15 protein-coding genes are annotated in these 22,692 nt (G+C 70.0%); 6 read left to right on the top strand and 9 right to left on the bottom strand.

Annotated elements, in window-relative coordinates; translation table 11 throughout:
• Positions 1-183: 183 nt before the first annotated feature.
• The 4 genes from ACRWK7_RS11380 to ACRWK7_RS11395 form a co-directional block, all read right to left on the bottom strand.
• Positions 184-516 carry a GYD domain-containing protein gene (locus ACRWK7_RS11380; protein ID WP_431856332.1) on the bottom strand — a complete coding sequence of 111 codons (333 nt, stop codon included), beginning with the start codon at positions 514-516 and terminating at the stop codon, positions 184-186.
• Positions 517-648: 132 nt separating this feature from the next.
• Positions 649-1,767, bottom strand: coding sequence for an alanine dehydrogenase (ald, locus tag ACRWK7_RS11385; protein WP_431856333.1), 1,119 nt, complete (start codon positions 1,765-1,767; stop codon positions 649-651).
• A 64-nt stretch (positions 1,768-1,831) separates the two neighbouring features.
• Positions 1,832-2,671, bottom strand: a complete 840-nt coding sequence (locus tag ACRWK7_RS11390) for a 23S rRNA (adenine(2030)-N(6))-methyltransferase RlmJ (protein ID WP_431856334.1) — start codon at positions 2,669-2,671, stop codon at positions 1,832-1,834.
• Between the two features lie 64 nt (positions 2,672-2,735).
• Positions 2,736-3,332: a transglycosylase SLT domain-containing protein gene (locus ACRWK7_RS11395; RefSeq protein ID WP_431856335.1), complete on the bottom strand. Its 597-nt coding sequence runs from the start codon at positions 3,330-3,332 to the stop codon at positions 2,736-2,738.
• A gap of 517 nt (positions 3,333-3,849) precedes the next feature.
• Here ACRWK7_RS11395 and ACRWK7_RS11400 point away from each other — a divergent pair.
• Complete coding sequence (locus tag ACRWK7_RS11400) at positions 3,850-5,148, top strand: methyltransferase (RefSeq protein WP_431856336.1); 1,299 nt, start codon at positions 3,850-3,852, stop codon at positions 5,146-5,148.
• A gap of 3 nt (positions 5,149-5,151) precedes the next feature.
• Here the strand turns inward: ACRWK7_RS11400 and ACRWK7_RS11405 are convergent, their stop codons facing one another.
• Positions 5,152-6,603 (bottom strand): alkaline phosphatase D family protein, encoded by a 1,452-nt coding sequence (locus tag ACRWK7_RS11405; protein ID WP_431856337.1) that lies wholly within the window; start codon positions 6,601-6,603, stop codon positions 5,152-5,154.
• Between the two features lie 210 nt (positions 6,604-6,813).
• Between ACRWK7_RS11405 and ACRWK7_RS11410 the strand changes: the two genes are divergently transcribed.
• Positions 6,814-9,075, top strand: coding sequence for a PAS domain S-box protein (locus ACRWK7_RS11410; protein ID WP_431856338.1), 2,262 nt, complete (start codon positions 6,814-6,816; stop codon positions 9,073-9,075).
• Positions 9,076-9,123: 48 nt separating this feature from the next.
• Positions 9,124-12,267 (top strand): bifunctional proline dehydrogenase/L-glutamate gamma-semialdehyde dehydrogenase PutA, encoded by a 3,144-nt coding sequence (gene putA / locus ACRWK7_RS11415; protein ID WP_431856339.1) that lies wholly within the window; start codon positions 9,124-9,126, stop codon positions 12,265-12,267.
• A gap of 119 nt (positions 12,268-12,386) precedes the next feature.
• Here the strand turns inward: putA and ACRWK7_RS11420 are convergent, their stop codons facing one another.
• From ACRWK7_RS11420 to ACRWK7_RS11435, 4 genes are all read right to left on the bottom strand, one after another.
• Positions 12,387-12,611, bottom strand: coding sequence for a NepR family anti-sigma factor (locus ACRWK7_RS11420; protein WP_431856340.1), 225 nt, complete (start codon positions 12,609-12,611; stop codon positions 12,387-12,389).
• Positions 12,612-13,145: 534 nt separating this feature from the next.
• Complete coding sequence (locus ACRWK7_RS11425) at positions 13,146-13,619, bottom strand: sigma-70 family RNA polymerase sigma factor (protein ID WP_431856341.1); 474 nt, start codon at positions 13,617-13,619, stop codon at positions 13,146-13,148.
• A 363-nt stretch (positions 13,620-13,982) separates the two neighbouring features.
• Positions 13,983-15,479 (bottom strand): RimK family protein, encoded by a 1,497-nt coding sequence (locus ACRWK7_RS11430; protein ID WP_431856342.1) that lies wholly within the window; start codon positions 15,477-15,479, stop codon positions 13,983-13,985.
• Complete coding sequence (locus tag ACRWK7_RS11435) at positions 15,479-16,624, bottom strand: peptidase C39 family protein (protein ID WP_431856343.1); 1,146 nt, start codon at positions 16,622-16,624, stop codon at positions 15,479-15,481. The genes ACRWK7_RS11430 and ACRWK7_RS11435 overlap by 1 nt, the downstream gene beginning before the upstream one ends.
• Positions 16,625-16,879: 255 nt before the next feature.
• Here ACRWK7_RS11435 and ACRWK7_RS11440 point away from each other — a divergent pair, with 255 nt between their 5' ends.
• The 3 genes from ACRWK7_RS11440 to ACRWK7_RS11450 all read left to right on the top strand — a co-directional run bounded on the left by ACRWK7_RS11440 (position 16,880) and on the right by ACRWK7_RS11450 (position 22,639).
• Positions 16,880-19,378: a glycogen/starch/alpha-glucan phosphorylase gene (locus ACRWK7_RS11440; RefSeq protein WP_431856344.1), complete on the top strand. Its 2,499-nt coding sequence runs from the start codon at positions 16,880-16,882 to the stop codon at positions 19,376-19,378.
• A 380-nt stretch (positions 19,379-19,758) separates the two neighbouring features.
• The gene (locus tag ACRWK7_RS11445; protein WP_431856545.1) at positions 19,759-20,772 is read left to right on the top strand and encodes an aspartate-semialdehyde dehydrogenase; all 1,014 of its coding nucleotides are present in this window, start codon (positions 19,759-19,761) and stop codon (positions 20,770-20,772) included.
• 259 nt (positions 20,773-21,031) lie between these two features.
• Entirely contained in the window at positions 21,032-22,639 is a 1,608-nt protein-coding gene (locus ACRWK7_RS11450) for a peptide chain release factor 3 (protein WP_431856345.1), read from the top strand.
• The last annotated feature ends 53 nt before the right edge of the window (positions 22,640-22,692 follow it).

The raw sequence follows: 22,692 nt of genomic DNA on the forward strand, positions 1-22,692 counted from the left end.
ACTACCTGGCCGCCACGCAGTTCCCGGTCACCGTGGTCATCGGCGCCATCTTCGTGGTCTGCGTCCTGCTCTTCCGCCGCGGCATCGTCGGCGAGGTGGTCCATCACCTCGGGCATTTCGGCGGCAAGCGCTGATCGGGAAAGCGGGCGGCGCCTTCTGGGCAATGCCGCCCGCCGGTGCATCTCAGCTCAAGGCCGGACGGTAGGGCGTCTGTGTCCGGCCGGCGCGCTCGAAGGCGTGCAAGCCTTCCTCCGGAGTGAGCAAGGGCGTCGTTTGGAAGCTGGTGAATCCACCCTTCGCCGCGACCATCGCCAGGAAGGCGACGCACCGCTCCTGATCGGGGAATTCACAGATGATCACCCCGTCATAGTCGCCGAAGGCGAAGAAATACTGATGGAGCCGGCCTTCGAACGACTCGATGGCCTTGCTGACCGTCTCCGCCCGTGAGTCCGGGTTTTGGACGAGGCTGCGGAAGTTGTCGGCGGAAAACCGCCACTGGAGCATATAGTGGGGCATGGTGATGTCCTCCCCTCGTGCTGTCCTGTGGGGAAGGATACGGCAAGTCTTCGTGTGCCGGGTCGAGGCATCCGGCTACGGTCCGGGCGCGTCGGACCGTAGCCGTCCTCCTTTTTTGGGATATCGTTTCGCTTAGAGGCCCAGCGCCTTTTCAGCGGACTGATGGTCCAGCCCTTGCGCCTCCGACACCGCCTTGCAGGTGATCTTGCCCGCGTGGACGTTCAGCCCGTTGCGCAGATGCCGGTCGCGGCCGAGCGCGGCGCGGTAGCCCTGGTCGGCCAACGCCAGCACGAAGGGCAGGGTGGCGTTGTTCAGCGCGAAGGTCGAGGTGCGCGCCACGCCGCCCGGCATGTTGGCCACGCAGTAGTGCACCACCCCGTCCACCACGTAGGTCGGGTCGGCGTGGGTGGTCGGCCGGCTGGTCTCGAAGCAGCCGCCCTGGTCGATGGCGACGTCCACCACCACGGCGCCGCGCTGCATGCGCGCCACCATGTCCCTGGTCACCAGCTTCGGGGCCGCCGCACCCGGCAGCAGCACCGCGCCGATCACCAGGTCGGCGTCCAGCACGTGCTCCTCGATGGCGTCGACGGTGGAGTAGATGGTCTGCAGCTTGGCGCCGAACTGCAGGTCCAGTTCCTTCAGCCGGGCCAGCGAGCGGTCGACGACCACCACCTTGGCCTCCAGCCCCATGGCCATGCGCGCCGCGTTGGTGCCGACCACGCCGCCGCCCAGCACCACCACCTTGGCCGCCGGCACGCCGGGCACGCCGCCCAGCAGCAGGCCGCGGCCGCCCTGCGCCTTCTCCAGGCAGTGCGCGCCGGCCTGCACCGCCATGCGGCCGGCCACCTCGCTCATCGGCGCCAGCAGCGGCAGGCCGCCGCGCTCGTCCGTCACCGTCTCGTAGGCGATGGCGACGGCGCCCGAGGCGGCCAGCGCCCGGGTCTGCTCCGGATCCGGCGCCAGGTGCAGGTAGGTGAACAGCACTTGGCCCTGGCGCAGCATGCGGCACTCGGCCGGCTGCGGCTCCTTGACCTTGACGACCATCTCGGCCCGGCCGAACACGGTGGCGGCGTCGGGGACGATCTCCGCGCCGGCCGCGGCGTACTGCTCGTCCTCCAGGCCGATCGCGTGTCCGGCGCCGGCCTGCACCAGCACGGCGTGGCCGTGGTGGACCAGTTCGCGCACCGAGGCCGGCGTCAGTCCGACGCGGTACTCGTGATTCTTGATCTCCTTGGGCACCCCGATCAGCATCGTCCGTCTCCCTGCGATCCGCCGAGACTCTTCATGTAGGGCGGCCGGGAAGGGCGTGCACGGCTCACGCTTCGGGGACCAGCCACTCCACCCGCGTGCCGCCGCCGGTGCCGGGAAGAACGGCGTGCAGCGCAGGCAGCACCGCGCCCAGCGTCTCGTCCAGCTTCCACGGCGGGTTGACGATGGCGAGGCCGGAGCCGTTGAGGCGCAGGTGCGTGTCCTCCGGATGGATGGTCAGCTCGGCCAGCAGGATCTTGGGGATGCCGGCCTCGGCCAGCGCCTCCTGGAAGCGCCACACCGCCGGGCGCTCCTTGATCGGGTACCAGATCGCGTAGATCCCCGTCGGCCAGCGCCGGTACGCCTGCCGGAGGCCGGCCACGAGGCGGGCGAACTCGTCCGGCTCCTCGAAGGGCGGGTCGACCAGCACCAGCCCGCGTTTCTCCTTCGGCGGCAGGTGCGCCTTCAGCGCGTGGTAGGCGTCCATGGCGTGCACGGTAACCTGCGGGTCGCGGGCGAATTCCGCCTTCAGCGTGGCGGCGTCCTCCGGGTGCAGCTCGCTCAGCACCAGCCGGTCCTGCGGCCGCAGCAGGGCGCGCGCCAGCCGCGGCGACCCGGGATACCAGCGGAGATCCCCGCCGGGGTTGAGGGCGGCCACGGCGTCCAGGTAGGGGGCGAGCGCCGGGTGCGGCGGGGCGTGGCCGAACAGGCGGCCGATGCCGTCCGCGTACTCCAGGGTGCGCTGCGCCGGGTCCGAGGTCAGGTCGTAGCGTCCGACGCCGGCGTGGGTGTCGAGGACGCAGAAGGCGGCCGGCTTGGCCCGCAGGTGCTCGACGATCAGCGTCAGCACCGCGTGCTTCATCACGTCGGCGAAGTTGCCGGCGTGAAAGATGTGGCGGTAGTTCATGGAACGGGGATGTAGCCCATTCCGCCCGAGCCTGCCAGAGGGGAGGGACCGAAGCCGTTCTGGCTCAGTCCAGGGCGGCCACCTGGGCGTTGCGGAAGGTGCGGCGCGTCGCCGGGGCGATGCTGGCGCGCTCCGAGTCGTCGCATTTGGGCGACGCGATCAGCTTGGCGCTGTCCTGATCGAGTTCCGCGAGGTTCTGCCAGACCTTGCAGACGTAGGCCTGGGCGCGGCGAGGCGAGGTGCCGTTGTAGCGGGCGATGGCCGCCTTCCAGCTGCCTTCCTCGCCGTGCAGGCGGACCAGCAGGCGGCCGGCGTACCAGACGTTCTCGCGCGGGTCGGCGATCTTTTCCAGCGGCGCGAACTGGCCCTTGTGGACCTGCACCGACAGCTGCATGCAGCCGACGTAGGTGTTCTCCCGCACGCGGCCACCGCGGTCGCGCAGGTGGCGCGCGGCGTCCTGGGGGCTGCGGGCCATGACGGCACGGCCGTTGGCGCTGATCGCGTAGGGGTTCGGGGTGCCGTCGGTGCCGCTCTCGACGAGCGCGATGGCCAGGAGCATGCCCGCGGGGATGTTCAGCTTCTGCTCCGCCTCGGCGGCGTGGGCGACGCATCCCTCGGTGGCCGCGGCCGCCGACTGCGCCGCGAGGGGCGTGAGCGCCATTCCCAGGCCCAGGGCAAGCATGCCCCCGAGCATAGTTCGTACGCGCTGATTCCGACCTCGCATGACTGCGCTCCCTTGTTTCTGTCCCGCCCGCCCGCGGGGACCGCGCATCACGTTGCGCGGATTTGATTCCCGGTCACCGAGTCGCTTACGGCGACCGCCTCCTAACCAAAAGTCAGCGTCTCCCAATCGGACGCCGAGGCACTTTTTTCAAAATTTTGATCCATCGTCAACCCAATTACGTCCTGGTAATACCACAGCCACCATCCGGCCGGGTGTCGCCTAGGCCAAGCCGCATAGCGATCTAAATCCTCTCGCAGAATTGCCTAAGGCGTTGTTTTTCCTTGGTGTATGACGTTGGTCCGGCGGATGGCGGAGCGTGGTCCGGGGTTTGGGTGCGGTGCCGAAGCGTGTCGCGAAAATCACACTAAGTGGTTATTTTAAAGGGGCTCTTGCGTGTTGCGGCGCCGCGCGGCATTAAGCTGCGCCCCTTCCTTGCCGAATGGGTTGCGACAGAGTGTCCCTCCACCCGACGTCCGCTGGTTCCTGCACCCCCGACCGCTTTTTGGAGGTCGGCTACCAGCGGCTTTACGCCGACGACTCGGCCGGCGCTGGCCGCGCCTTCCGGATGGCCGTCGCCGCCGACCCCACGAACGCCGAGGCGCACGGCGCGCTCGCCGAGGTGCTGGACGCCGAACCGGCCGACGCGGCCCGCGTGTTCGGGCGCGCGCTGCGCCTCGATCCGGGCCGCTGGTCCTGGCGCCTCGGCCGCGCGGAGGCGCTGGCGGCGGCCGGTGACGACCGCGCGCTCTCCGTGTTTCAGGACCTCGTGGCCGAGCGCCCGGACGCCGCCGCGGTGCGCCGCGGCCACGGCCGCGCCCTGGCGCGCGCCGGCCGCACCGCGGAGGCGGCGGAGGAACTCCGCGAGGCCCTGGTGCTGCGCCCCGGCGACCGCGACGTGCTGGCCGAACTGGCGGAGCTGCTGATGACCGGCGGCGACGCGCTGGCCGCGGTGGAACTGCTCACCCCGGCGCTGCGCCGCCTGGACGGGGACGCCGGCCTGCACCGCCTGCTCGGCCACGCCTGGGCCGAACTGCGCGAGCCGGCCAAGGCGCTGGCCGCCCTGCGCCACGCCCAGGAGATCGAGCCGGACGACCGCACCGCAGCCCTGGTCGCCGCGCTGGAAGGCGGGGAGGGCGCCGACCTCTCCGCCGCGTACGTGCGCGCCCTGTTCGACCGCTACGCCGACCGCTTCGACAGCGACCTCGTCGGCAAGCTCGACTACGCCGCGCCGCGGATCCTGCGCGCGGCCATCGACCGCGTGTGCGGACCGTTGCAAGGGATGCGCGCGCTCGACCTCGGCTGCGGGACCGGCCTCATGGGAGTCGAGCTTCGGCCGCTGTGCGCGCACCTCGCCGGCGTCGACCTGTCGCCGCGCATGGTGGAGAAGGCGCGGGGCCGCGGTCTGTACGACGCGCTGTCGGTCGGCGACATCGTCGATGCCATGGTCGAACCGGCCCGCTGGGACCTGCTGGTGGCGGCCGACGTGCTCGTCTACATCGGCGACCTCGCCCCGGTCTTCGCGGCGGCCGCGACCGCGCTGGCGCCGGGCGGCCGTTTCGCGGCCACGGTCGAGCGCCTGGAGGGCGACGGCTTCGCCCTCGGCCCGGCGCGGCGCTACGCGCACTCCGTGGCCTATCTGAAGGAGACCGCGGCGGCGGCCGGTCTCGGCGTGCTGCTGCTGGAGGAGTGCTCGCCGCGCCGCGAGAAGCAGGCGCCGGTGCCGGGCCTGGTGTTCGTGCTGGGGAAGGCGTAGCCCTCAGATCACCTGCAGGAACCGCCCGATGGCGCCCTCGGCGTGCCATTGGGCGTGCAGCTGGTTCTTGCGGTCGAGGTGCAGCGACAGCCAGTTGCGCGCGCGGATCAGCCGGCGGCCGGTCTCGGGGAAGGGCGGCATCTCCAGCGACCAGCCGGGGAAGGGCGCGTCGCGCCGCCCCGCCAGCCGCTCCAGCAGCGCCGTCACCAACCGTCCCGGCGGCGGGTGCACCACGCCGGACGACACCAGCTGCCACATCTCCACCCCGCCGCCGTGCAGCACGGCGCGCGCGCCGAAATGCACCTCGCCGGACAGCGCGGTGACCCGGCAACCGCTGCGCAGCGAGAAGGCGGACAGCAACTCCAGCAGCCGCCGCCATTCCTCGACGTGCGCCGGGCTGCGCCACTGGTCGCGCAGGTCGTCGCGCAGCTTGGCCGTGCCGGGCAGGCGGTTGGCCCAGCGTTCCAGCACCCCGGTGTCGGCGTACAGCAGCGGCACGCTGGACAGGAACAGCAGGTGCCGGCAACCCTGGAACCGCTCCAGCCACTCCGGCAGGGCGGCCCAGGTGCGCTCCGACAGCACGCGGTCCGGCGTGCGGTCGCTGCGCAGGTCGGGGACGAACACGCCGAGGTCGCCGGCGCGGAAGCCCTGGGTGAAGCCGCCGTGCTCGGCGCCCCACACGCACTCCGGCAGCGACTCGGGCGGCGAGGCGAGCTGGAACAGCGTGAAGGCGCGCCGCGCCACCAGCGCCACGCCGCGCGGCACCGCGGCGTGCTGCGCCTCGCCGGGCAGCGAGCCCCAGCCGTCGAAGATGTCGTGGTCGTCCCACATCATCACCGACGGCACGCGCGCCAGCACCGGCGCGATCTCCGGCTGCGACCACAGGTCGATGTAGCGGCCGACGTAATAGCTCATCGCCTCCTCGGCCATGGCGGCCGTGAAGGGGCGGGCCCAGCGGCCGCGGCGCCGGCTCCACGCCTTCAGCGACGGGCAGTCGCGCCACACGGTGTCGGCGTACAGCTGGTCGCCGCCCTGGAGCAGCAGGTGGAACGGCGTGCGCGCGTGCTGCGCCGCGAGGTCGCTCCACAGCGCGTTGCGGTCGGCGGTGCCGGTGCGCTTGTGGTGCTCGTCCTCGGTGCCGTTGCAGGCGGTGTAGGCCAGCCGCGGCGTGCCGCCGCGCGCCGGCACCGCCATGCGCCAGCGCTCCTCGGCGTCCTGGAAGCCGTAGGAGGCCTCGCCGTCGGCGGTGCTGCGCGGCACGGCGAAGTCGAAGCGCCAGAGGTGCCGGCCGCGCCACGCCGCGACGTGCCGCGGCGGCACCGGCAGGCCGACGCCGTCGACGCGCAGGTCGTCGGGCTCGTCCTCGCCGTCGATGACGAACAACGCCGACACGCGCCAGCGGTCGCCCTGCTCGCCCCGGAAGACGAGCACGGGGCCGAGGAGGAAGCGTGGCATATCCTTGGTTCGCGCCATGCACTCCCAATAGAGCGAAGCGGCCGGGCTGGGAAGGGGCTTGCCACCGACGCGCCGGGCATGGCCCAAAAGTCGCAACCCCGGGCGGAATGCAACGCTCGGTTTCCCGCGCCCTTCGCGGGGGATCGGTATATAATGTGAAGAGTCCCGCCCGAGGCACCACGGGCGGGCGAACGAGGGCGGGGTATCGGGGTGGTCACGGATCTGCTGATGGGCCTGGGGCGCAGCGTCGGGCTGCTCGCCGTGGTGTCCATCGCCTACACCCACGTCATCCGGCGCCTGCCGGCCGGCCGGCCGGAGCGCACGCTCGTCCTCGGCCTGCTGTTCGCGGCCGGCGCGGTGGGCTCCATGCTGATTCCCACGGTGCTGGCGCCGGGCATCCTCATCGACGCGCGCAGCGTGCTGCTCGGCCTGTCGGCGCTGTTCGGCGGCCCGGTGGCCGCGCTGGTGGCGGGCACGCTGGCCGGCGCCTTCCGGCTGTGGCAGGGCGGAGTCGGCGCCATGGCCGGCATCGTCGGCATCGTCGCCACCACGCTGACCGGCATCGCCTTCGAGCGCGCTCTCCGCCCCCGCGAGGCGCGGCTGGGCACGCCGGAGCTGCTGCTGCTCGGCGCCGTGGTCGGCCCGATGAACCTCTGCGGCGTCGTGCTGCTGCCCGACTGGGGGCTGATCGGGCAGGTGTTGGGCAACGCGGCGCTGCCGCTGCTCACCACCTCGCTGCTCGGCGTGCTGTTCCTCGGCACGCTGATGCTGCACGAGCGCGAGCGGCTGGCGGTCGAGAGCGCGCTGGCCGAGAGCGAGCGCCGCTTCCGCGTCGTGTTCGCCGGCGTGCGCGACGTGGTGTTCAAGACCGACCGCGCCGGCGCCTGGACCCTGCTGAACCCCGCCTGGACCGACCTGACCGGCTGCGCCGTCGCGGAGTCGCTCGGCACGCCCATGCTCGACGCCGTGCACCCCGACGACCGCGAGAAGGCGGAGGCGCTGTTCGAGGCGCTGACCACCGGCTGGCTGCAGCACAGCCGGCAGGAACTGCGGATCCGCACCCGCGACGGTCGCTGGCGCTGGACCGAACTGAACGCCCGCCGGGGCGACACGGCGGACGGGCCGGAGGCCGGCATGTCGGGCACGCTGCGGGACATCACCCTGCGCCGCGAGGCCGAGCATGCCCTGCGCGAGAGCCGTCGCCGCTTCCAGGAGATCGCCGCGGTGCTGACCGAGGGCGTCTACGTGGTCAACGACCGCGACGTCATCGAGTACGTCAACCCCGCGGCCGAGGAGATGCTGGGCTGGCGGCACGACGAGCTGCTCGGCCGCAACGCCCACGAGACGTTCCACCACACGCGCCGCGACGGCACGCCGTTCCCGGCCACGGCGTGCCCGGTGCATCAGGCGATCGTCGCCGGCCGACGCTTCACGACGCACGAGAACCATTTCGTCCGCAAGGACGGCGCGTGGCTGCCGGTGGCGCTGGCCGCGGCGCCGCTGATCCGCGACGGAAAGGTGTGCGGCGCGGTGGCGGCCTTCCACGAGATATCCGAACGCCTGCGCCAGCAGCAGATCCTGCGCGAGAGCGAGGAGCGCTACCGGCTGCTGTTCAACTCCAGCCTCGACGCGGTGTTCGTCTACCACCTGACGCCCGACGGCACGCCGTCGGCCTTCGTCGACGTCAACGCCGTGGCGTGCGAGCGCCTGGGCTACCCGCGGGACGAGCTGCTGAAGCGCACGCCCGCCGACATCTGCGATGACGAGGGCGCCGCGGAGATCCCGCGCCTCATGGCGGAGATCCGCCGCGACGGCGGCGGCGTGTTCGAGCGCGTGCACGTCGCCGCCGACGGCCGCCGCATCCCGGTGGAGACCAGCGCCCGCCTGTTCCATCACAAGGGCAACACGGCGGTCATCGCCATCTCCCGCGACATCACCGAGCGCAAGCGGGCGGAGGAGCGCATCCACCGGCTGGCGCACTACGACCCGCTGACCGACCTGCCGAACCGCCGGCTGCTGATGGACCGGCTGGACCGCGCGGTGGCGCTGGCGGCCCGGCACGGGCGCGCGGCGGCGGTGCTGATGCTCGACCTCGACGGCTTCAAGCCGGTCAACGACACCTACGGCCACGACGTCGGCGACGAGCTGCTGGTGGTGATCGCCCGGCGCCTGGAAGCCGCGGTGCGCCGCGCCGACACCATCGCCCGCCTGGGCGGCGACGAGTTCGTGCTGGTGCTGAGCGAGGTCGGCTCGCTCGCCGATGCGGAGATGGTGGCCAGCAAGGTGATCGCCGTGATCAACGAACCGGTGGATTTGGCCGGCACCGCGATCCACGTCGGCGCCTCCATCGGCATCGCCGTCTTCCCGGAGGACGGCCGCGACCCCGCCGCGCTGATGAAGGCGGCCGATCTGGCGATGTACCGCGCCAAGGCCGACGGCCGGAACCAGTACGCGGTGCGGACGGTGGCGTGACGCCGCCCTAGATAAAGAGAAGCCTCACCTGATCGGGGAGTTGGACGCATGAGCACGATCACCGCCGCCGTCGATCCCTTCGCCCCCGACACCCCGCCGCGCATCGCGCTGGAGCACGCCTTCCGCATGGACGAGGCGCAGGCGGTGGAGGCCCTGGTCGAGCGCGCCGCTCTGCCCTCCGCCCTGCGCGCCCGCATCGAGGCGGAGGCGGCGCGGCTGGTCGAAGGCGTGCGGGCGGCGCGCACCAGCTTCGGCATGCTCGACGCTTTCCTTCAGGAGTTCGGGCTGTCCACCCGCGAGGGCGTGGCGCTGATGTGCCTCGCCGAGGCGCTTCTGCGCATCCCCGACCCGGAGACCGCCGACGCCCTGATCCGCGACAAGATCGGCGAGGCCGACTGGGCGCAGCACGTCGGACACGCCGACAACCTGTTCGTCAACGCCTCGACCTGGGCGCTGATGCTGACCGGCCGGGTGATCCGCCTGGACGAGGAGACCGAGGGGCGCCCGGCCGCCCTGCTCAACCGCCTGATCGCGCGGGCCGGCGAGCCGGTGATCCGGCAGGCCATGATGCGGGCCATGCGCATCCTCGGCCGCCAGTTCGTCATGGGCCGCACCATCGCCGAGGCGCTGGAGCGCGGGCGCGAGCAGGAGAAGGCCGGCTACCGCCACTCCTACGACATGCTGGGCGAGGGCGCCCGCACCATGGCCGACGCCGACCGCTACCTGGAGACCTACGCCGCCGCCATCCGCGCCATCGGCGCGGCGCGCGGGGGCCGGAGCGTCTTCGACAGCCCCGGCATCTCGGTCAAGCTCTCCGCGCTCCACCCCCGTTACGAGGAGGCGCAGCGCGAGCGCGTGCTGCGCGAGCTGCAACCCCGGCTGAAAAGCCTGTGCCTGATGGCGCGTGACGCCGGCATCGGCCTGACCGTGGATGCGGAGGAGGCCGACCGGCTCGCCCTCCAGCTCGACCTCGTCGAGGCGATGGCGCTGGACGACGGGCTTGCCGGGTGGGACGGACTGGGGCTGGCGGTGCAGGCGTACCAGAAGCGCGGCTACGCGGTGGTCGAGTGGCTGGCCGAGCTGACCCGGCGCTCCGGCCGGCGGCTGATGGTGCGGCTGGTCAAGGGCGCCTATTGGGACACCGAGATCAAGCGGGCGCAGGAGCGCGGCCTCGACGGCTATCCGGTCTTCACGCGCAAGGTGAACACCGACCTGTCCTACCTCGCCTGCGCGCGCCGGCTGCTGGAGCTGCGCGGGCCGCTTTATCCGATGTTCGCCACCCACAACGCGCACACCGTCGCTGCCGTCCAGGCCATGGCCGGGAACCGCGAGGGCTACGAGTTCCAGCGCCTGCACGGGATGGGCGAGCCGCTGTACCACCAGATTGCGGGGCCGGAGATGCCCGTGCGCGTCTACGCGCCGGTCGGCAGCCACGAGGACCTGCTGGCCTATCTGGTGCGGCGGCTGCTGGAGAACGGGGCGAACTCCTCCTTCGTCAACCGCATCCAGGACGACAAGGTGCCGGTCGCCGACATCGTTACCGACCCCGTCGCCCGCGCCGCACGCCTGCCTTACAAGCCGCACCCGCGCATCCCGCTGCCCGTCGACCTGTTCGGGCCGGAGCGGCGCAACTCCCGCGGCCTCGACTTCTCCGATCCCATGCAGACGGAACCGCTGCTGCGCCGGATGGAGCAGGCCCAGGCCACGCCGTGGAGCGCGGCGCCCCTGGTCGGCGGCAAGCCGCAGGAGGGCGCCGAGCGCGCCGTCCTCGACCCCGCCGGCGGCCGGGTGGTCGGCACGGTGGTGGAGGCCAGCGACCGCGACGTCGGCCACGCACTGGCCGTGGCCTCCAGGGTGGCGCGCGACTGGGCCAACACCCCGGCCGAACGGCGGGCGACCGTTCTGGAGCGCGCCGGCGACCTGCTGGAGTGGCACCGGGCCGAGCTGATGGCGCTGTGCGTGCGCGAGGCCGGCAAGACCATCCCCGACGCGCTGGCCGAGGTGCGGGAAGCGGTGGACTTCTGCCGCTACTACGCCGCCCGCGCGCGGATCGACTTCACGCTGCCCAGGGTGCTGCCCGGCCCGACGGGGGAGCACAACCAGCTCTCCCTGCACGGGCGCGGGGTGTTCGCCTGCATCAGCCCGTGGAACTTTCCGCTCGCCATCTTCGTCGGTCAGGCGGCGGCGGCGCTGGCCGCCGGCAACGCGGTGGCGGCCAAGCCGGCGGAGCAGACGCCGCTGATGGCCGCCCGCGCCGTCCAGCTCTTCCACGAGGCGGGAGTCCCGCCGGAGGTTCTGCACCTGCTGCCCGGCGACGGGCGGGTCGGCGCGGCGCTGGTGAACGATCCGCGGGTGCGCGGGGTGGCCTTCACCGGATCGACCGAGACGGCGCGCGCCATCAACCTGGCGCTCGCCCAGCGCAACGGCCCCATCGTGCCGCTGATCGCCGAGACCGGCGGGCAGAACGTGCTGATCGCCGACTCATCCGCTCTGCCGGAGCAGCTGGTGGACGACGTGCTGACCAGCGCCTTCCGCTCCACCGGGCAGCGCTGCTCGGCGTTGCGCGTGCTGTTCGTGCAGGACGGCATCGCCGACCGGGTGATCCGCATGCTGGAGGGGGCGGCGCACGAGCTGCGCGTCGGCGATCCCGGCCTGTTGCGCACCGACGTCGGCCCGGCCATCGACGCGGAGGCGCGCGCCACGCTCCAGGCGCACGCCGAGCGGATGAAGGCGGAGGCGAAGCTCCTGTTCGAGGTGCCGCTGGGCGAGGAGTGCGCGCACGGCACCTTCTTCGCCCCGTGCGCCTTCGAGATCGACGGGCTCGCCCGGCTGGAGCGCGAGGTGTTCGGCCCGGTGCTGCACGTGATCCGCTACGGCGCGGACCGGCTGGATGCGGTGCTCGACGCGGTGGAGGCCACCGGCTACGGCCTGACCCTGGGCATCCACAGCCGCATCGACGGCACCATCCGCCGCATCCACGGCCGGCTCGGGGTGGGGAACACTTACGTCAACCGCAACATGATCGGCGCCGTGGTGGGCGTGCAGCCCTTCGGCGGCGAGGGGCTGTCCGGCACCGGGCCGAAGGCCGGCGGCCCGCACTACCTGCTGCGCTTCGCCACCGAGCGCACGCTGACCGTCAACACCACGGCGGCCGGCGGCAACACCACGCTAGTGTCGCTCGGGGAGGAATAGGGAGCACACCCCCTCCCTGGCCCTCTCCCTGCCTCTGGCAGTGGAGAGGGCTTCGCCTACAGAAAAGGCGACCGGCCGGGCCGATCGCCTCCCTTACCGTCCGGGTGCTCGCGCCGCGCTCACGTCTTCTGCTTTCGCAGAATGTCGAGCATGCGCGACGGCACCGGCTCTTCCAGAACGGTGTCGTACAGGCGATGCAGCTCGTCCACATGCTGCCTGTGCAGGTTCAGCATGGCTTTCGCGTCCGCGTCCGCCTCGACCGCGGCCTCGAACTCGCGCCGCTCGTTCTCGTCGAGGGCACCGTCGAGATAGGCATTTATGTGGCTCATCGTCACACGCTTCATGTCCGTTCAATCCCGGAGCGTCGCAAACGGTCCGTGACACGTCCGGCCACTGTCCAAGTGGTAGGGCTCGGAAGACGTCGCTAGCCCTTCTTATGGGGTGTGCCGTGGAAACGACAATACCCCGCTTCGGGTTTCCCCCATGGATTGTCCGTCGGTCATGACTGGCCCCCCGCCAATGTCGCCTGCGTTGTATGCCCGATGTAACAGAGATCCGTGATGCTTGTTCCAGTTGCCGGAAAGCGGAAAGCGGCTTGGCAGCAGGCTGTTGCAAACACACCACCTCGCCGGCACCGGAACCTCCACCCGATCGGCAGGGCGCGATGTCCCCGCAGCCCTGGTCCGAACGCCCGCAGTACCGCGGAATGGACAAGCGGCGCGGCACGGTCGCGCCATGCCGGGTATCCCCCGGTGTCGCCGGCGTCCATCTGCATGACCGCGCGGGTTCCGCACCCGAACGGTGGGATCGTGGTGAACGGGCAGTTCTATCAAGGATCAGATCCTCCCCCAGCGGGACTGGGGGAGGGGCGCACTTCATCACGCCGCCATGAGGTTGTTCAGCCGCTCGCGCGCGCGGCACAGGCGGGAGCGGATGGTGCCGATGGAGACGTTCAGCTTCTCCGCGGCCTCCTGGTAGGGGCGGCCCTCGATGGCCACCAGCTTGACCACCTTGCGCTGGCTGGGCGTGAGCGCGCCGAAGGCGCGGTCGACGTCGCGGAAGACGAGGCGGGCGATCTGCGACGCCTCCACCGACATGGCGCCGTCCCACAGCTCGACCTTGGTGACGTGCTTCTCGCGTTGCAGGTTGTTGAAATGCAGATTCTTCAGCATCGTGGTGAGCCACGCCTGCATGTTGGTGCCCGGCTCGAACCGGTGCGAGCGCGACAGCGCGCGGGCGAGGCAGTCCTGGGTCAGATCTTCGGCAGCCGTGGCATCACGCGTCAACTTGCACGCGTAGCGCTGCAGATTCGGCATGCAGCGGATGAGCTCGGCTTCGAACGAATACGGCATGGTCTCACTTCCTCCAAGTCTTTTCCTTGGCGCGGCTGCGGCCGTCTTCTGCGCACCGCTCCGCCAGAGACGACGAACCCCTCCGACGCCCGGCCTCGCGGCCGGTCCGGTTCGGTGGTGGTTCGCAATGGGGTTTGTCGGTGCCCTCAGGCCCCCCGCTCGGCCGAGCCGGCGACGCGCGTATCCCGGGCTGTCGTCATTGTCGGTCTCCCCGTTCCTCGGCGGGAGCGGACCCCGGATTGCCTCTTCCGGAGTGCTCCCGTTCGATGTGATGTCCCGGACTTAACGCGAGGGGTGACCGCTTGTTCCCCGCCGGGGGATCCGGAAAGTGACGCGAAATGAGCGTATGGCCGAGGCCCCGCTTCACCCGTTCGGGGTAGCGGCGGACGTGTGTGGGCCGGCCCGGTTCTCCAGCCGCCGCAGGAACTCCCGCATGATGGCGCGGTAGAGCTCGTCCTTCAGGCAGGCGTCCTCGACGCCGAGGTCGAGGCTGGGGTTGTCGTTGATCTCGATGACGAAGACGCCCCGCTCGTTCTGCTTGACGTCGACGCCGTAGAGGCCGTCGCCGATCAGGCCGGCCGCTTTCACCGCGATGTCGACCACCTCCTTCGGCGCGTCCTCCACCAAGCACGTGCGCGACGAGCCGGTCTCGGCCCGGCCGTTGCCGCCGTGCTTGACGATCTGCCAGTGCTTCTTCGCCATCAGGTACTGGCAGACGTAGAAGGGCTGGCGGTTCAGCACGCCGACGCGCCAGTCGAACTCGGTGTACATGAACTCCTGCGCCAGGATGACGTCGGAGTCCTCGAACAGGCTCTCCGCCGTCGCCTCCAGCTCGGAGCGGTTGGTCACCTTGAACACCCCGCGCGAGAACGACCCGTCCGGGATCTTCAGCACGATGGGGTAGGGGATCTCCTGGTCGAGGGTGGCGAGCCCGCGCTTGTCGAGGATCACCGTCTTCGGCGTCGGGACCTTGTTGGCCTTCAGCAGCTCGGCCAGATACACCTTGTTGGTGCATTTCAGGATCGAGTTGGAGTCGTCGATCACCGGCATCCCCTCCGCCTCGGCCTTCTTGGCGAAGCGGTAGGTGTGGTTGTCGATCGCCGTGCCCTCGCGGATGAACAGCGCGTCGTACTCGGCCAGCCGCGCGAAATCCTTCTTCTCGATCAGCTCCGCCTCGATGCCCAACGCCTCGCCGGCCTTGATGAACTTCTGCAGCGCGCGCGGGCTGGAGGGCGGCAGCTCCTCCTTCGGGTTGTGCAGGATCGCCAGCGTCCAGCGCGCCTGCGCCCGCGCCGCCGGCTCCCGCCAGGAGGCGCGCGTGTAGGCGTCGAGCGCCGCCTCGAACGCCTGCTTCTGTTCGTCGTTGAGCTCGTCGATGGACAGCGGCTCGACCGCGTGCAGGGTCCAGCCCTGCTTCAGGCGCACCTGCACCTTGAGGATCGGGCAGCGGAACAGGTCGAAGATGTCGCGGGCGATGTCGGCGAAGCGGCGGTCCGTCGCCCGGCCGAAGAAGACCAGCAGGTTGAACGACGCCTCCGGCCGGTCGCTCAGCCGCTTCATCTTGCGGTTCAGCGCCTCCTCCACCTCGGCCAGCATCGCGCGGGTCAGCGCGCGCTGGCGCAGGTCGAGGATCGTCTTCACCGTCGGGATCACCCGCTCGCCGCGCGCCTCGCCGAGCAGCGAGACGTAGTAGCCGGTGCCCAGGTACTCGTAGGTGCGGCTGAGGTTGATGACGCGCTGGTCGCGGCCGCGCGCCGCGTCCGGCTTGGCGATGTACTCGCGCGCGGTGACGACCTGGAGGTTGTCCTTCCGCCAGGGAAAGTCGGCGCGGCGGTCGACGATGACGAGATGCGCGGCCATCAGTGGACGGTTCGCTCGCGCAGGAGGAGCGTCGCCTTCAGCTGTGCCTTGCCGTAACGGGCCATGCGTTCGAAGTCCTGGCGGGGGATCGGCATGAAGATGCGGTCGATGTGGGCGTGCTGCTCGTCGTACACCAGCGGGTCGTGCACGTAGAGGAACCGGTCGTCCGCCCCCGACACCACGACCCAGTGCGGGAACTTCTCGCGGTAGATGCGGTAGCTGCTGATCAGCACGATGGGAACCGCGCCGTCCTGCACCGCCTCGGCCATGTCGGCGGAGGTCAGCGTGCGGTGGCTGACGCGCACGCCGGTCCCGGCCAGCTCGTCGATCATCTCCTGATGGACGAGGCGCATGACCTCCTTCTTGTCGTCGTCGCGCACGCCGTCGAGGAAGGGGACGCTGTCGTCCTTGACGCAGATCTCCACGTCCAGCCCGCGCCGCCACGCCGCCAGGGCCAGCCCGTACGGCCCGCAACCGCCGTGCCCGGAGGTCATGAACACCGTGGTCGCCTCGCGCCACAGCCGGATCTCCAGCTGCCGGTTCAGCTCCAGGTCGGGCCGCAGGGCCTTCATGCCCATCATCAGGGCCGACGGTCCGCAGGTGAAGTCGAGGGTCTGCTGATAGTAGGGCACCAGCCGGGCTCCGAGCGGCGCGCTGGGCCCGACGGCACCCAAGCGCTTTTCCAGCCGCAACGCTTCCATGTGGTCTTCGTAGTAATCGGCATAAACACCGAACTCGCGGAATCCATTCCGTTTGTAGAGATCGATGGCGGCACGGTTGTCGCGCCGCACTTCGAGCCTCAGATAAATGCAGTCATGCGCCCGCGCCGCCTGCTCGGCGGCGGTCAGCAGGCGGGTGCCGGCGCCGGAACGGCGGAACGGCGGATCGACCGCGAAGGAATACAGCCGCGCCAGCGACGTTCCGGCGTGGAAGGCCACCATCGCGTAGCCGGCGATCACGTCTCCGTGAAGTTCCACCAGCACCATGGCGTTGCCCTTGGTGATCATGTGGTGGAAACTGCGACGGGTCAGGCGGTCGGTCTCGAAGCAGCGCTCCTCGATGGCGAGCAGCGCCGGGATGTCGGAGGTCAGGGCTTGGCGCAGCGTGAGCGGCGGTGCGGCGGGAAAATCCAGATCGTCGGGCATGGCGTATGAGATGGGAGGTACGGTCTTGGAGTGCATCCTACTCCCTTCCGTGCGAAGAAAAAGGAGGGGCACCTCTTTCGCGTTCGGCATCAGGCGCTGGGCAGCCAAATGAACTTCGGCTAGCCTTAAAGCTTGCTTAACCAAGAATCCTGAAACTGGCGCTGCCCCCAACGGCACCCAATTTACCGCTTAATCGGCGCACACCGCCGGAATCGTCGGACACCGGTTCGCCCGAACGAAGGACATCGACACGCTATGGATGCTCGGTACAAAGCCAGCGAAATCGAACGGCGCAGCCTGGACGTGGACGGGCTGAAGCGCTCGTTCCTGGAGTGGCTGGTGTATTCGGTGGGCAAGGACGCCCGCGCCGCCACACGGCGCGACTGGTTCCACACCGTGGCCCTGTCGGTCCGCGACCGGCTGGTCGACCGTTGGATGGACACCACCCGCACCTACTACCAGCAGGATTCCAAGCGCGTGTACTACATGTCGCTGGAATTCCTGATCGGCCGGCTGCTGACCAACAGCCTGTCCAACCTCGGCGTCATGGACGCCTGCCGGCAGGCGCTCGACCAGATCGGGCTGACGCTGGACGAGGTGGTGGACGCCGAGCCGGACGCGGCGCTGGGCAACGGCGGCCTCGGCCGCCTCGCCGCCTGCTTCCTCGACAGCATGGCGAGCCAGGGGCTGCCCGGCTACGGCTACGGCATCCGCTACGAGTTCGGCCTGTTCGAGCAGCGCTTCGAGCACGGCTGGCAGGTCGAGTACCCCGAGCAGTGGCTGCAGTTCGGCAACCCGTGGGAGTTCGCCCGCCCCGAGGTGCTGTACCCCGTGCAGTTCTACGGCCGCGTCGAGGAGTTCCGCGACAGCGTCGGCGAGAAGGCCTACCGCTGGGTCGATGCCGAGCGCGTGCTGGCCATGGCCTACGACACCCCGGTGGTCGGCTACGGCGGCAAGACGATCAACACGCTGCGCCTGTGGTCGGCGCGCGCCACCCGCGACTTCAACTTCGGCCACTTCAACGACGGCGCCTACATGAAGGCCGTCGAGCAGAAGGTAATGACCGAGAACCTCAGCCGCGTCCTCTACCCGAACGACGCGACGGAGACCGGGCGCGAGCTGCGCCTGAAGCAGGAGTACTTCTTCACCTCGGCCTCGCTGCAGGACATCATCCGCCGCTACCTGCAGCACCACGCCGACTTCGACCAGCTGCCGGCGAAGGCGGCGATCCAGCTCAACGACACGCACCCCTCCATCGGCATCGCCGAGATGATGCGCCTGCTGGTCGACCAGCACGCCGTGCAGTGGGAGAAGGCGTGGGAGATCACCCAGGGCTGCTTCTCCTACACCAACCACACGCTGCTGCCCGAGGCGTTGGAGGCGTGGCCGGTCCGCCTGCTGGAGCGCGTGCTGCCGCGCCACATGCAGATCATCTACGAGATCAACGCGCGCTTCCTGAACCGCTCCAAGGCCCGCGCGGCCGGCGACAACGCGCGCCTGTCGCGGCTGTCGCTGATCGACGAGCGCGGCGAGCGCCGCGTGCGCATGGGCAACCTGGCCTTCCTCGGCTCGCACAAGGTCAACGGCGTGTCGGCGCTGCACACCGACCTGATGAAGCAGACGGTGTTCGCCGACTTCCACGCCGAGTTCCCGGAGCGCATCAACAACAAGACCAACGGCATCACGCCGCGCCGCTGGCTGCACCAGGCGAACCGCCCGCTGGCCGAGCTGATCTCCAGCCGCATCGGCGAAGGCTGGGTGCACGACCTCGACCAGATCAAGGCGATCCTGCCGAAGGCGGATGACGCCGCGTTCCGCGAGGAGTTCCGCCGCGCCAAGCGCAAGAACAAGAAGCGCCTCGCCGCCTACATCGCGCGGCAGACCGGCACCGAGATCAACGTCGACAGCCTGTTCGACGTGCAGGTCAAGCGCATGCACGAGTACAAGCGCCAGCTGCTGAACATCCTGCAGACCATCGCGCTGTACAACGACATGCGCGACAACCCGACGGTCAACTGGGTGCCGGTCACCAAGGTGTTCGCCGGCAAGGCGGCGCCGGCCTACCAGATGGCGAAACTGATCATCAAGCTGATCAACGACGTCGCCAAGGTGGTGAACCACGACCCCGTGCTGCACGACAAGCTGAAGGTCGTCTATCTGCCGAACTACAACGTCACCGCCGCGGAGATCATCATCCCCGCCGCCGACCTGTCCGAGCAGATCTCGACCGCCGGCATGGAGGCGTCGGGCACCGGCAACATGAAGCTGGCGCTGAACGGTGCCTTGACCATCGGCACGCTCGACGGCGCCAACGTCGAGATCAAGGAGCACGTCGGCGACGACAACATCTTCATCTTCGGCCTGACGGCGGAGGAGGCGAACTCCCTGCGCGAAGGCGGCGCCTACAACCCGCGCCAGGTGATCGCCGCCAACCCGGCGCTGAAGCGCGCGCTGGACATGATCTCCACCGGCGTGTTCTCGCCGGACGACCCGAACCGCTTCCACCCGATCCTGCAGGCGCTGACCGATGGCGGCGACCACTTCCTGGTCACCGCCGACTTCGAGGACTACTGCCTGGCGCAGGAGCGCGCCATGGAGCTGTACCGCGATCCGGAGGAGTGGACCCGCAAGGCGATCATCAACACCGCCAGCATGGGCTGGTTCTCCTCCGACCGCACGATCCGCGAGTACGCCGAGGAGATCTGGGACGTGCACCCGGTGATCCCGGACAGCAACGGGCGGGGGTTCCGGTAACAAAAAGCCCCTCTCCCCCGAGGGTGAGAGGTTGGGGAGAGGGGGATAGCCGCCGGCAGGCGGCGGCAAGCTCGGTGGCCGCTTCGCGGCGCCACCCTCTCGCCAACCCCTCTCCCGTCAAGGGAGAGGGGCTTTTACTTGCACTTTACAACTCCCGCGCCTTCGCGTAAGGAAGACGCATGATCCGCTCGTTCGCCAAGACCACGAAGACCACCACCAAAAAGACTCGCTCCGGCGGGCCTTGCGGACGTGGCGTGCGGTAACAGCGCAACGACACCCACCACGAGGGCCCCGCCGGACACGGACGGGGCCCTTGTCGTATCAAGGGCTCCGATCCGCCGCCCGCCGGGGCCCCGCTCACAGGACGGAGTAGCTTGAAGATGTCTGCCGCCAGTTCTTCCAAGAAGGTCGCCATCGTCGGCGCCACCGGCGCCGTCGGCCGCGAGATGATCGACGTCCTCCACCGCCGCAACTTCCCCGTGGCCGAGCTGCGCCTGCTGGCCTCCGGCCGCAGCGCCGGCAAGGTGGTGGAGACCCCGTACGGCGCGATCACCCTCCAGGAATACTCGCTCGACCTGGTGAAGGACTGCGACGTGGTGCTGCTCGCCGTGTCCGGCGACTTCGCCAAGGCGCACGCCCCGGCCATCGCCGCCGCCGGCCCGCTGGTGATCGACAACTCCTCGGCCTTCCGCTACGACCCGGAAATCCCGCTGATCGTGCCGGAGATCAACGCCTCGGCCTACGATCCCGCCAAGCGCCTGATCGCCAACCCGAACTGCACGACGGCCATCGCCGTGGTCGCGCTCGGCCCGCTGCACAAGGCGTTCGGCCTGAAGCGCGTCATCGTCTCCACCTACCAGGCGACCAGCGGCGCCGGCGCCGAGGGCATGGCCGAACTGGAGGAGCAGACCCGCAACGTGCTGGACGGCAAGCCCGCCAGCAACAGCGTCTTCCGCCACCCGATCCCGTTCAACCTGATCCCGCAGATCGACGCCTTCCAGGACAATGGCTACACCAAGGAAGAGATGAAGGTCACCTGGGAGACGCGGAAGATCCTGGACCTGCCGGACTTGGCCCTGTCCTGCACGGCGGTGCGCATCCCGACCTACCGCGCCCACTCCGAGGCGATCACCGTCGAGACGATCCAGCCGGTCACGCCGGACGCCGCGCGCCGCGTGCTGTCCGACGCGCCGGGCGTGAAGCTGACCGACGACCCCGCCAACGGCGTCTACCCGATGCCGCTGAACGCGTCGGGCCAGTTCGACGTCGAGGTCGGCCGCATCCGCACCAACCTCGTGTTCGGCGACCACGGCCTCGACCTGTTCGTCTGCGGCGACCAGCTGCTGAAGGGCGCGGCGCTGAACGCGGTGCAGATCGCCGAGCTGGCGCTGTAATCAGGTGCATCCGCGGGCCGGGCGGCCTTCCGGCCGGCCCGGCCCGCGGTGCTTGCGCCCCTTGCCGGTTTCCTGTAGGATGAAAGTCCTTGGGGCCTTGGAGACGCGGTCGGGGCGAAGAGTGAACTGAACAGCCCCCGCACACTGTTCCACGGCGTTCCATTCTGTTCCATTCGCCGGCACCCGATCACCGGCGACTGGAACCGCGCCCGTCGCGCTGCTATCTAAGGCGCGCACCACACATCACTTGGGATCAGGCATGTCCGGACTTGAGGACGCCGTTTCCCGGCGACGGACCTTCGCGATCATCGCGCACCCGGACGCCGGCAAGACCACGCTGACCGAGAAGCTGCTGCTGTTCGGCGGCGCCATCCAGATGGCGGGCGCCGTGAAGGCGCGCGGCGAGCAGCGGCGCGCGAAGTCGGACTGGATGAAGGTTGAGCGCGAGCGCGGCATCTCGGTGACCGCGTCCGTCATGACCTTCGATTACGACGGCCGCACCTTCAACCTGCTGGACACGCCGGGCCACGAGGACTTCTCGGAGGACACCTACCGCACGCTGACCGCCGTGGACAGCGCGGTGATGGTCATCGACGGCGCCAAGGGCATCGAGGCGCAGACGCTGAAGCTGTTCGAAGTCTGCCGCCTGCGCGACGTGCCGATCACCACCTTCTGCAACAAGATGGACCGCGAGGCGCGCGATCCCTTCGACCTCATCTCCGAGATCGAGGAGGCGCTGCAGATCCACGTCACGCCGGCCAGCTGGCCGATCGGCATGGGCCGCGACTTCCTGGGCTGCTACGACCTGATCCGCGACCGCCTCGTGCTGATGGACCGCACCAAGGGCGACGAGGTCAGCGAGGGCATCGAGTGCAACGGCCTCGACGACCCGAAGCTGGACGAGCTGCTGCCCGCCCACGCCGTCGCCAAGCTGCGCGAGGACGTGGAGATGGCGCGCGGCCTGATGCCGGCCTTCGACCTCGACGAGTACCGCGCCGGCCACCTGACGCCGATCTACTTCGGCTCGGCCATCAACAACTTCGGTGTGCAGGAGCTGCTGACCGGGCTGGCCGAGAACGCCCCGCCGCCGCGTCCGCAGCCGGCCGAGCCGCGCACCGTCGAGCCGTCGGAGGAGAAGGTCACCGGCTTCGTGTTCAAGGTCCAGGCCAACATGGACCCGAACCACCGCGACCGCATCGCCTTCGTCCGCCTGTGCTCCGGCAAGTTCAAGCGCGGCGCCAAGCTGAAGCACATGCGCTCCGGCAAGCTGCTGGCGGTCAACAACGCCGTGCTGTTCCTGGCCCGCGACCGCGAGCTGGCCGAGGAGGCGTGGCCCGGCGACATCATCGGCATCCCGAACCACGGATCCCTGCGCATCGGCGACACGCTGACCGAGGGCGAGGAGATCCGCTTCATCGGCGTGCCGAGCTTCGCGCCCGAGCTGCTGCAACGCGCCCGCCTGGACGACCCGATGCGGGTCAAGCACCTGCGCAAGGCGCTGGAGCACTTCGCCGAGGAAGGGGCGTCCCAGGTCTTCAAGCCGCTGTCGGGCGCCGACTGGATCGTCGGCGTCGTCGGCCAGCTGCAGTTCGAGGTGCTCGCCGCCCGCATCGAGGCGGAGTACGGCATCACCGCGAAGTTCGAGGGGGCCGGCGTCGACGCCGCCCGCTGGATCGAGACCGACGACAAGGCGGCGCTTCAGAAGTTCATCGACCTGAACCGCTCGGCGCTGGGCGAGGACCACGACGGTGCGCTGGTGTTCCTGGCGCGCAACGCCTGGCACCTGAACCGCGCGCAGGAGGACTTCCCGACCCTGCGCTTCCTCAAGACGCGCGAGCAGAACCGTAAGGTGCAGACGGCGGCCTGACCCTCAACGGGCGGCGAATGGTCTTTCGGACTATCCGCCGCCCGAAAGTCGGC

The sequence above is a fragment of the Azospirillum sp. genome (genome assembly GCF_050789165.1).

Coding starts and splice junctions, on each gene's coding strand:
- ACRWK7_RS11380 (WP_431856332.1), bottom strand. CDS start 516: ATGCCCCACTATATGCTCCAGTGGCGGTTTTCCGCCGACAACTTCCGC.
- ald (WP_431856333.1), bottom strand. CDS start 1,767: ATGCTGATCGGGGTGCCCAAGGAGATCAAGAATCACGAGTACCGCGTC.
- ACRWK7_RS11390 (WP_431856334.1), bottom strand. CDS start 2,671: ATGAACTACCGCCACATCTTTCACGCCGGCAACTTCGCCGACGTGATG.
- ACRWK7_RS11395 (WP_431856335.1), bottom strand. CDS start 3,332: ATGGCGCTCACGCCCCTCGCGGCGCAGTCGGCGGCCGCGGCCACCGAG.
- ACRWK7_RS11405 (WP_431856337.1), bottom strand. CDS start 6,603: ATGCCACGCTTCCTCCTCGGCCCCGTGCTCGTCTTCCGGGGCGAGCAG.
- putA (WP_431856339.1), top strand. CDS start 9,124: ATGAGCACGATCACCGCCGCCGTCGATCCCTTCGCCCCCGACACCCCG.
- ACRWK7_RS11420 (WP_431856340.1), bottom strand. CDS start 12,611: ATGAAGCGTGTGACGATGAGCCACATAAATGCCTATCTCGACGGTGCC.
- ACRWK7_RS11425 (WP_431856341.1), bottom strand. CDS start 13,619: ATGCCGTATTCGTTCGAAGCCGAGCTCATCCGCTGCATGCCGAATCTG.
- ACRWK7_RS11430 (WP_431856342.1), bottom strand. CDS start 15,479: ATGGCCGCGCATCTCGTCATCGTCGACCGCCGCGCCGACTTTCCCTGG.
- ACRWK7_RS11435 (WP_431856343.1), bottom strand. CDS start 16,624: ATGCCCGACGATCTGGATTTTCCCGCCGCACCGCCGCTCACGCTGCGC.
- ACRWK7_RS11440 (WP_431856344.1), top strand. CDS start 16,880: ATGGATGCTCGGTACAAAGCCAGCGAAATCGAACGGCGCAGCCTGGAC.
- ACRWK7_RS11445 (WP_431856545.1), top strand. CDS start 19,759: ATGTCTGCCGCCAGTTCTTCCAAGAAGGTCGCCATCGTCGGCGCCACC.
- ACRWK7_RS11450 (WP_431856345.1), top strand. CDS start 21,032: ATGTCCGGACTTGAGGACGCCGTTTCCCGGCGACGGACCTTCGCGATC.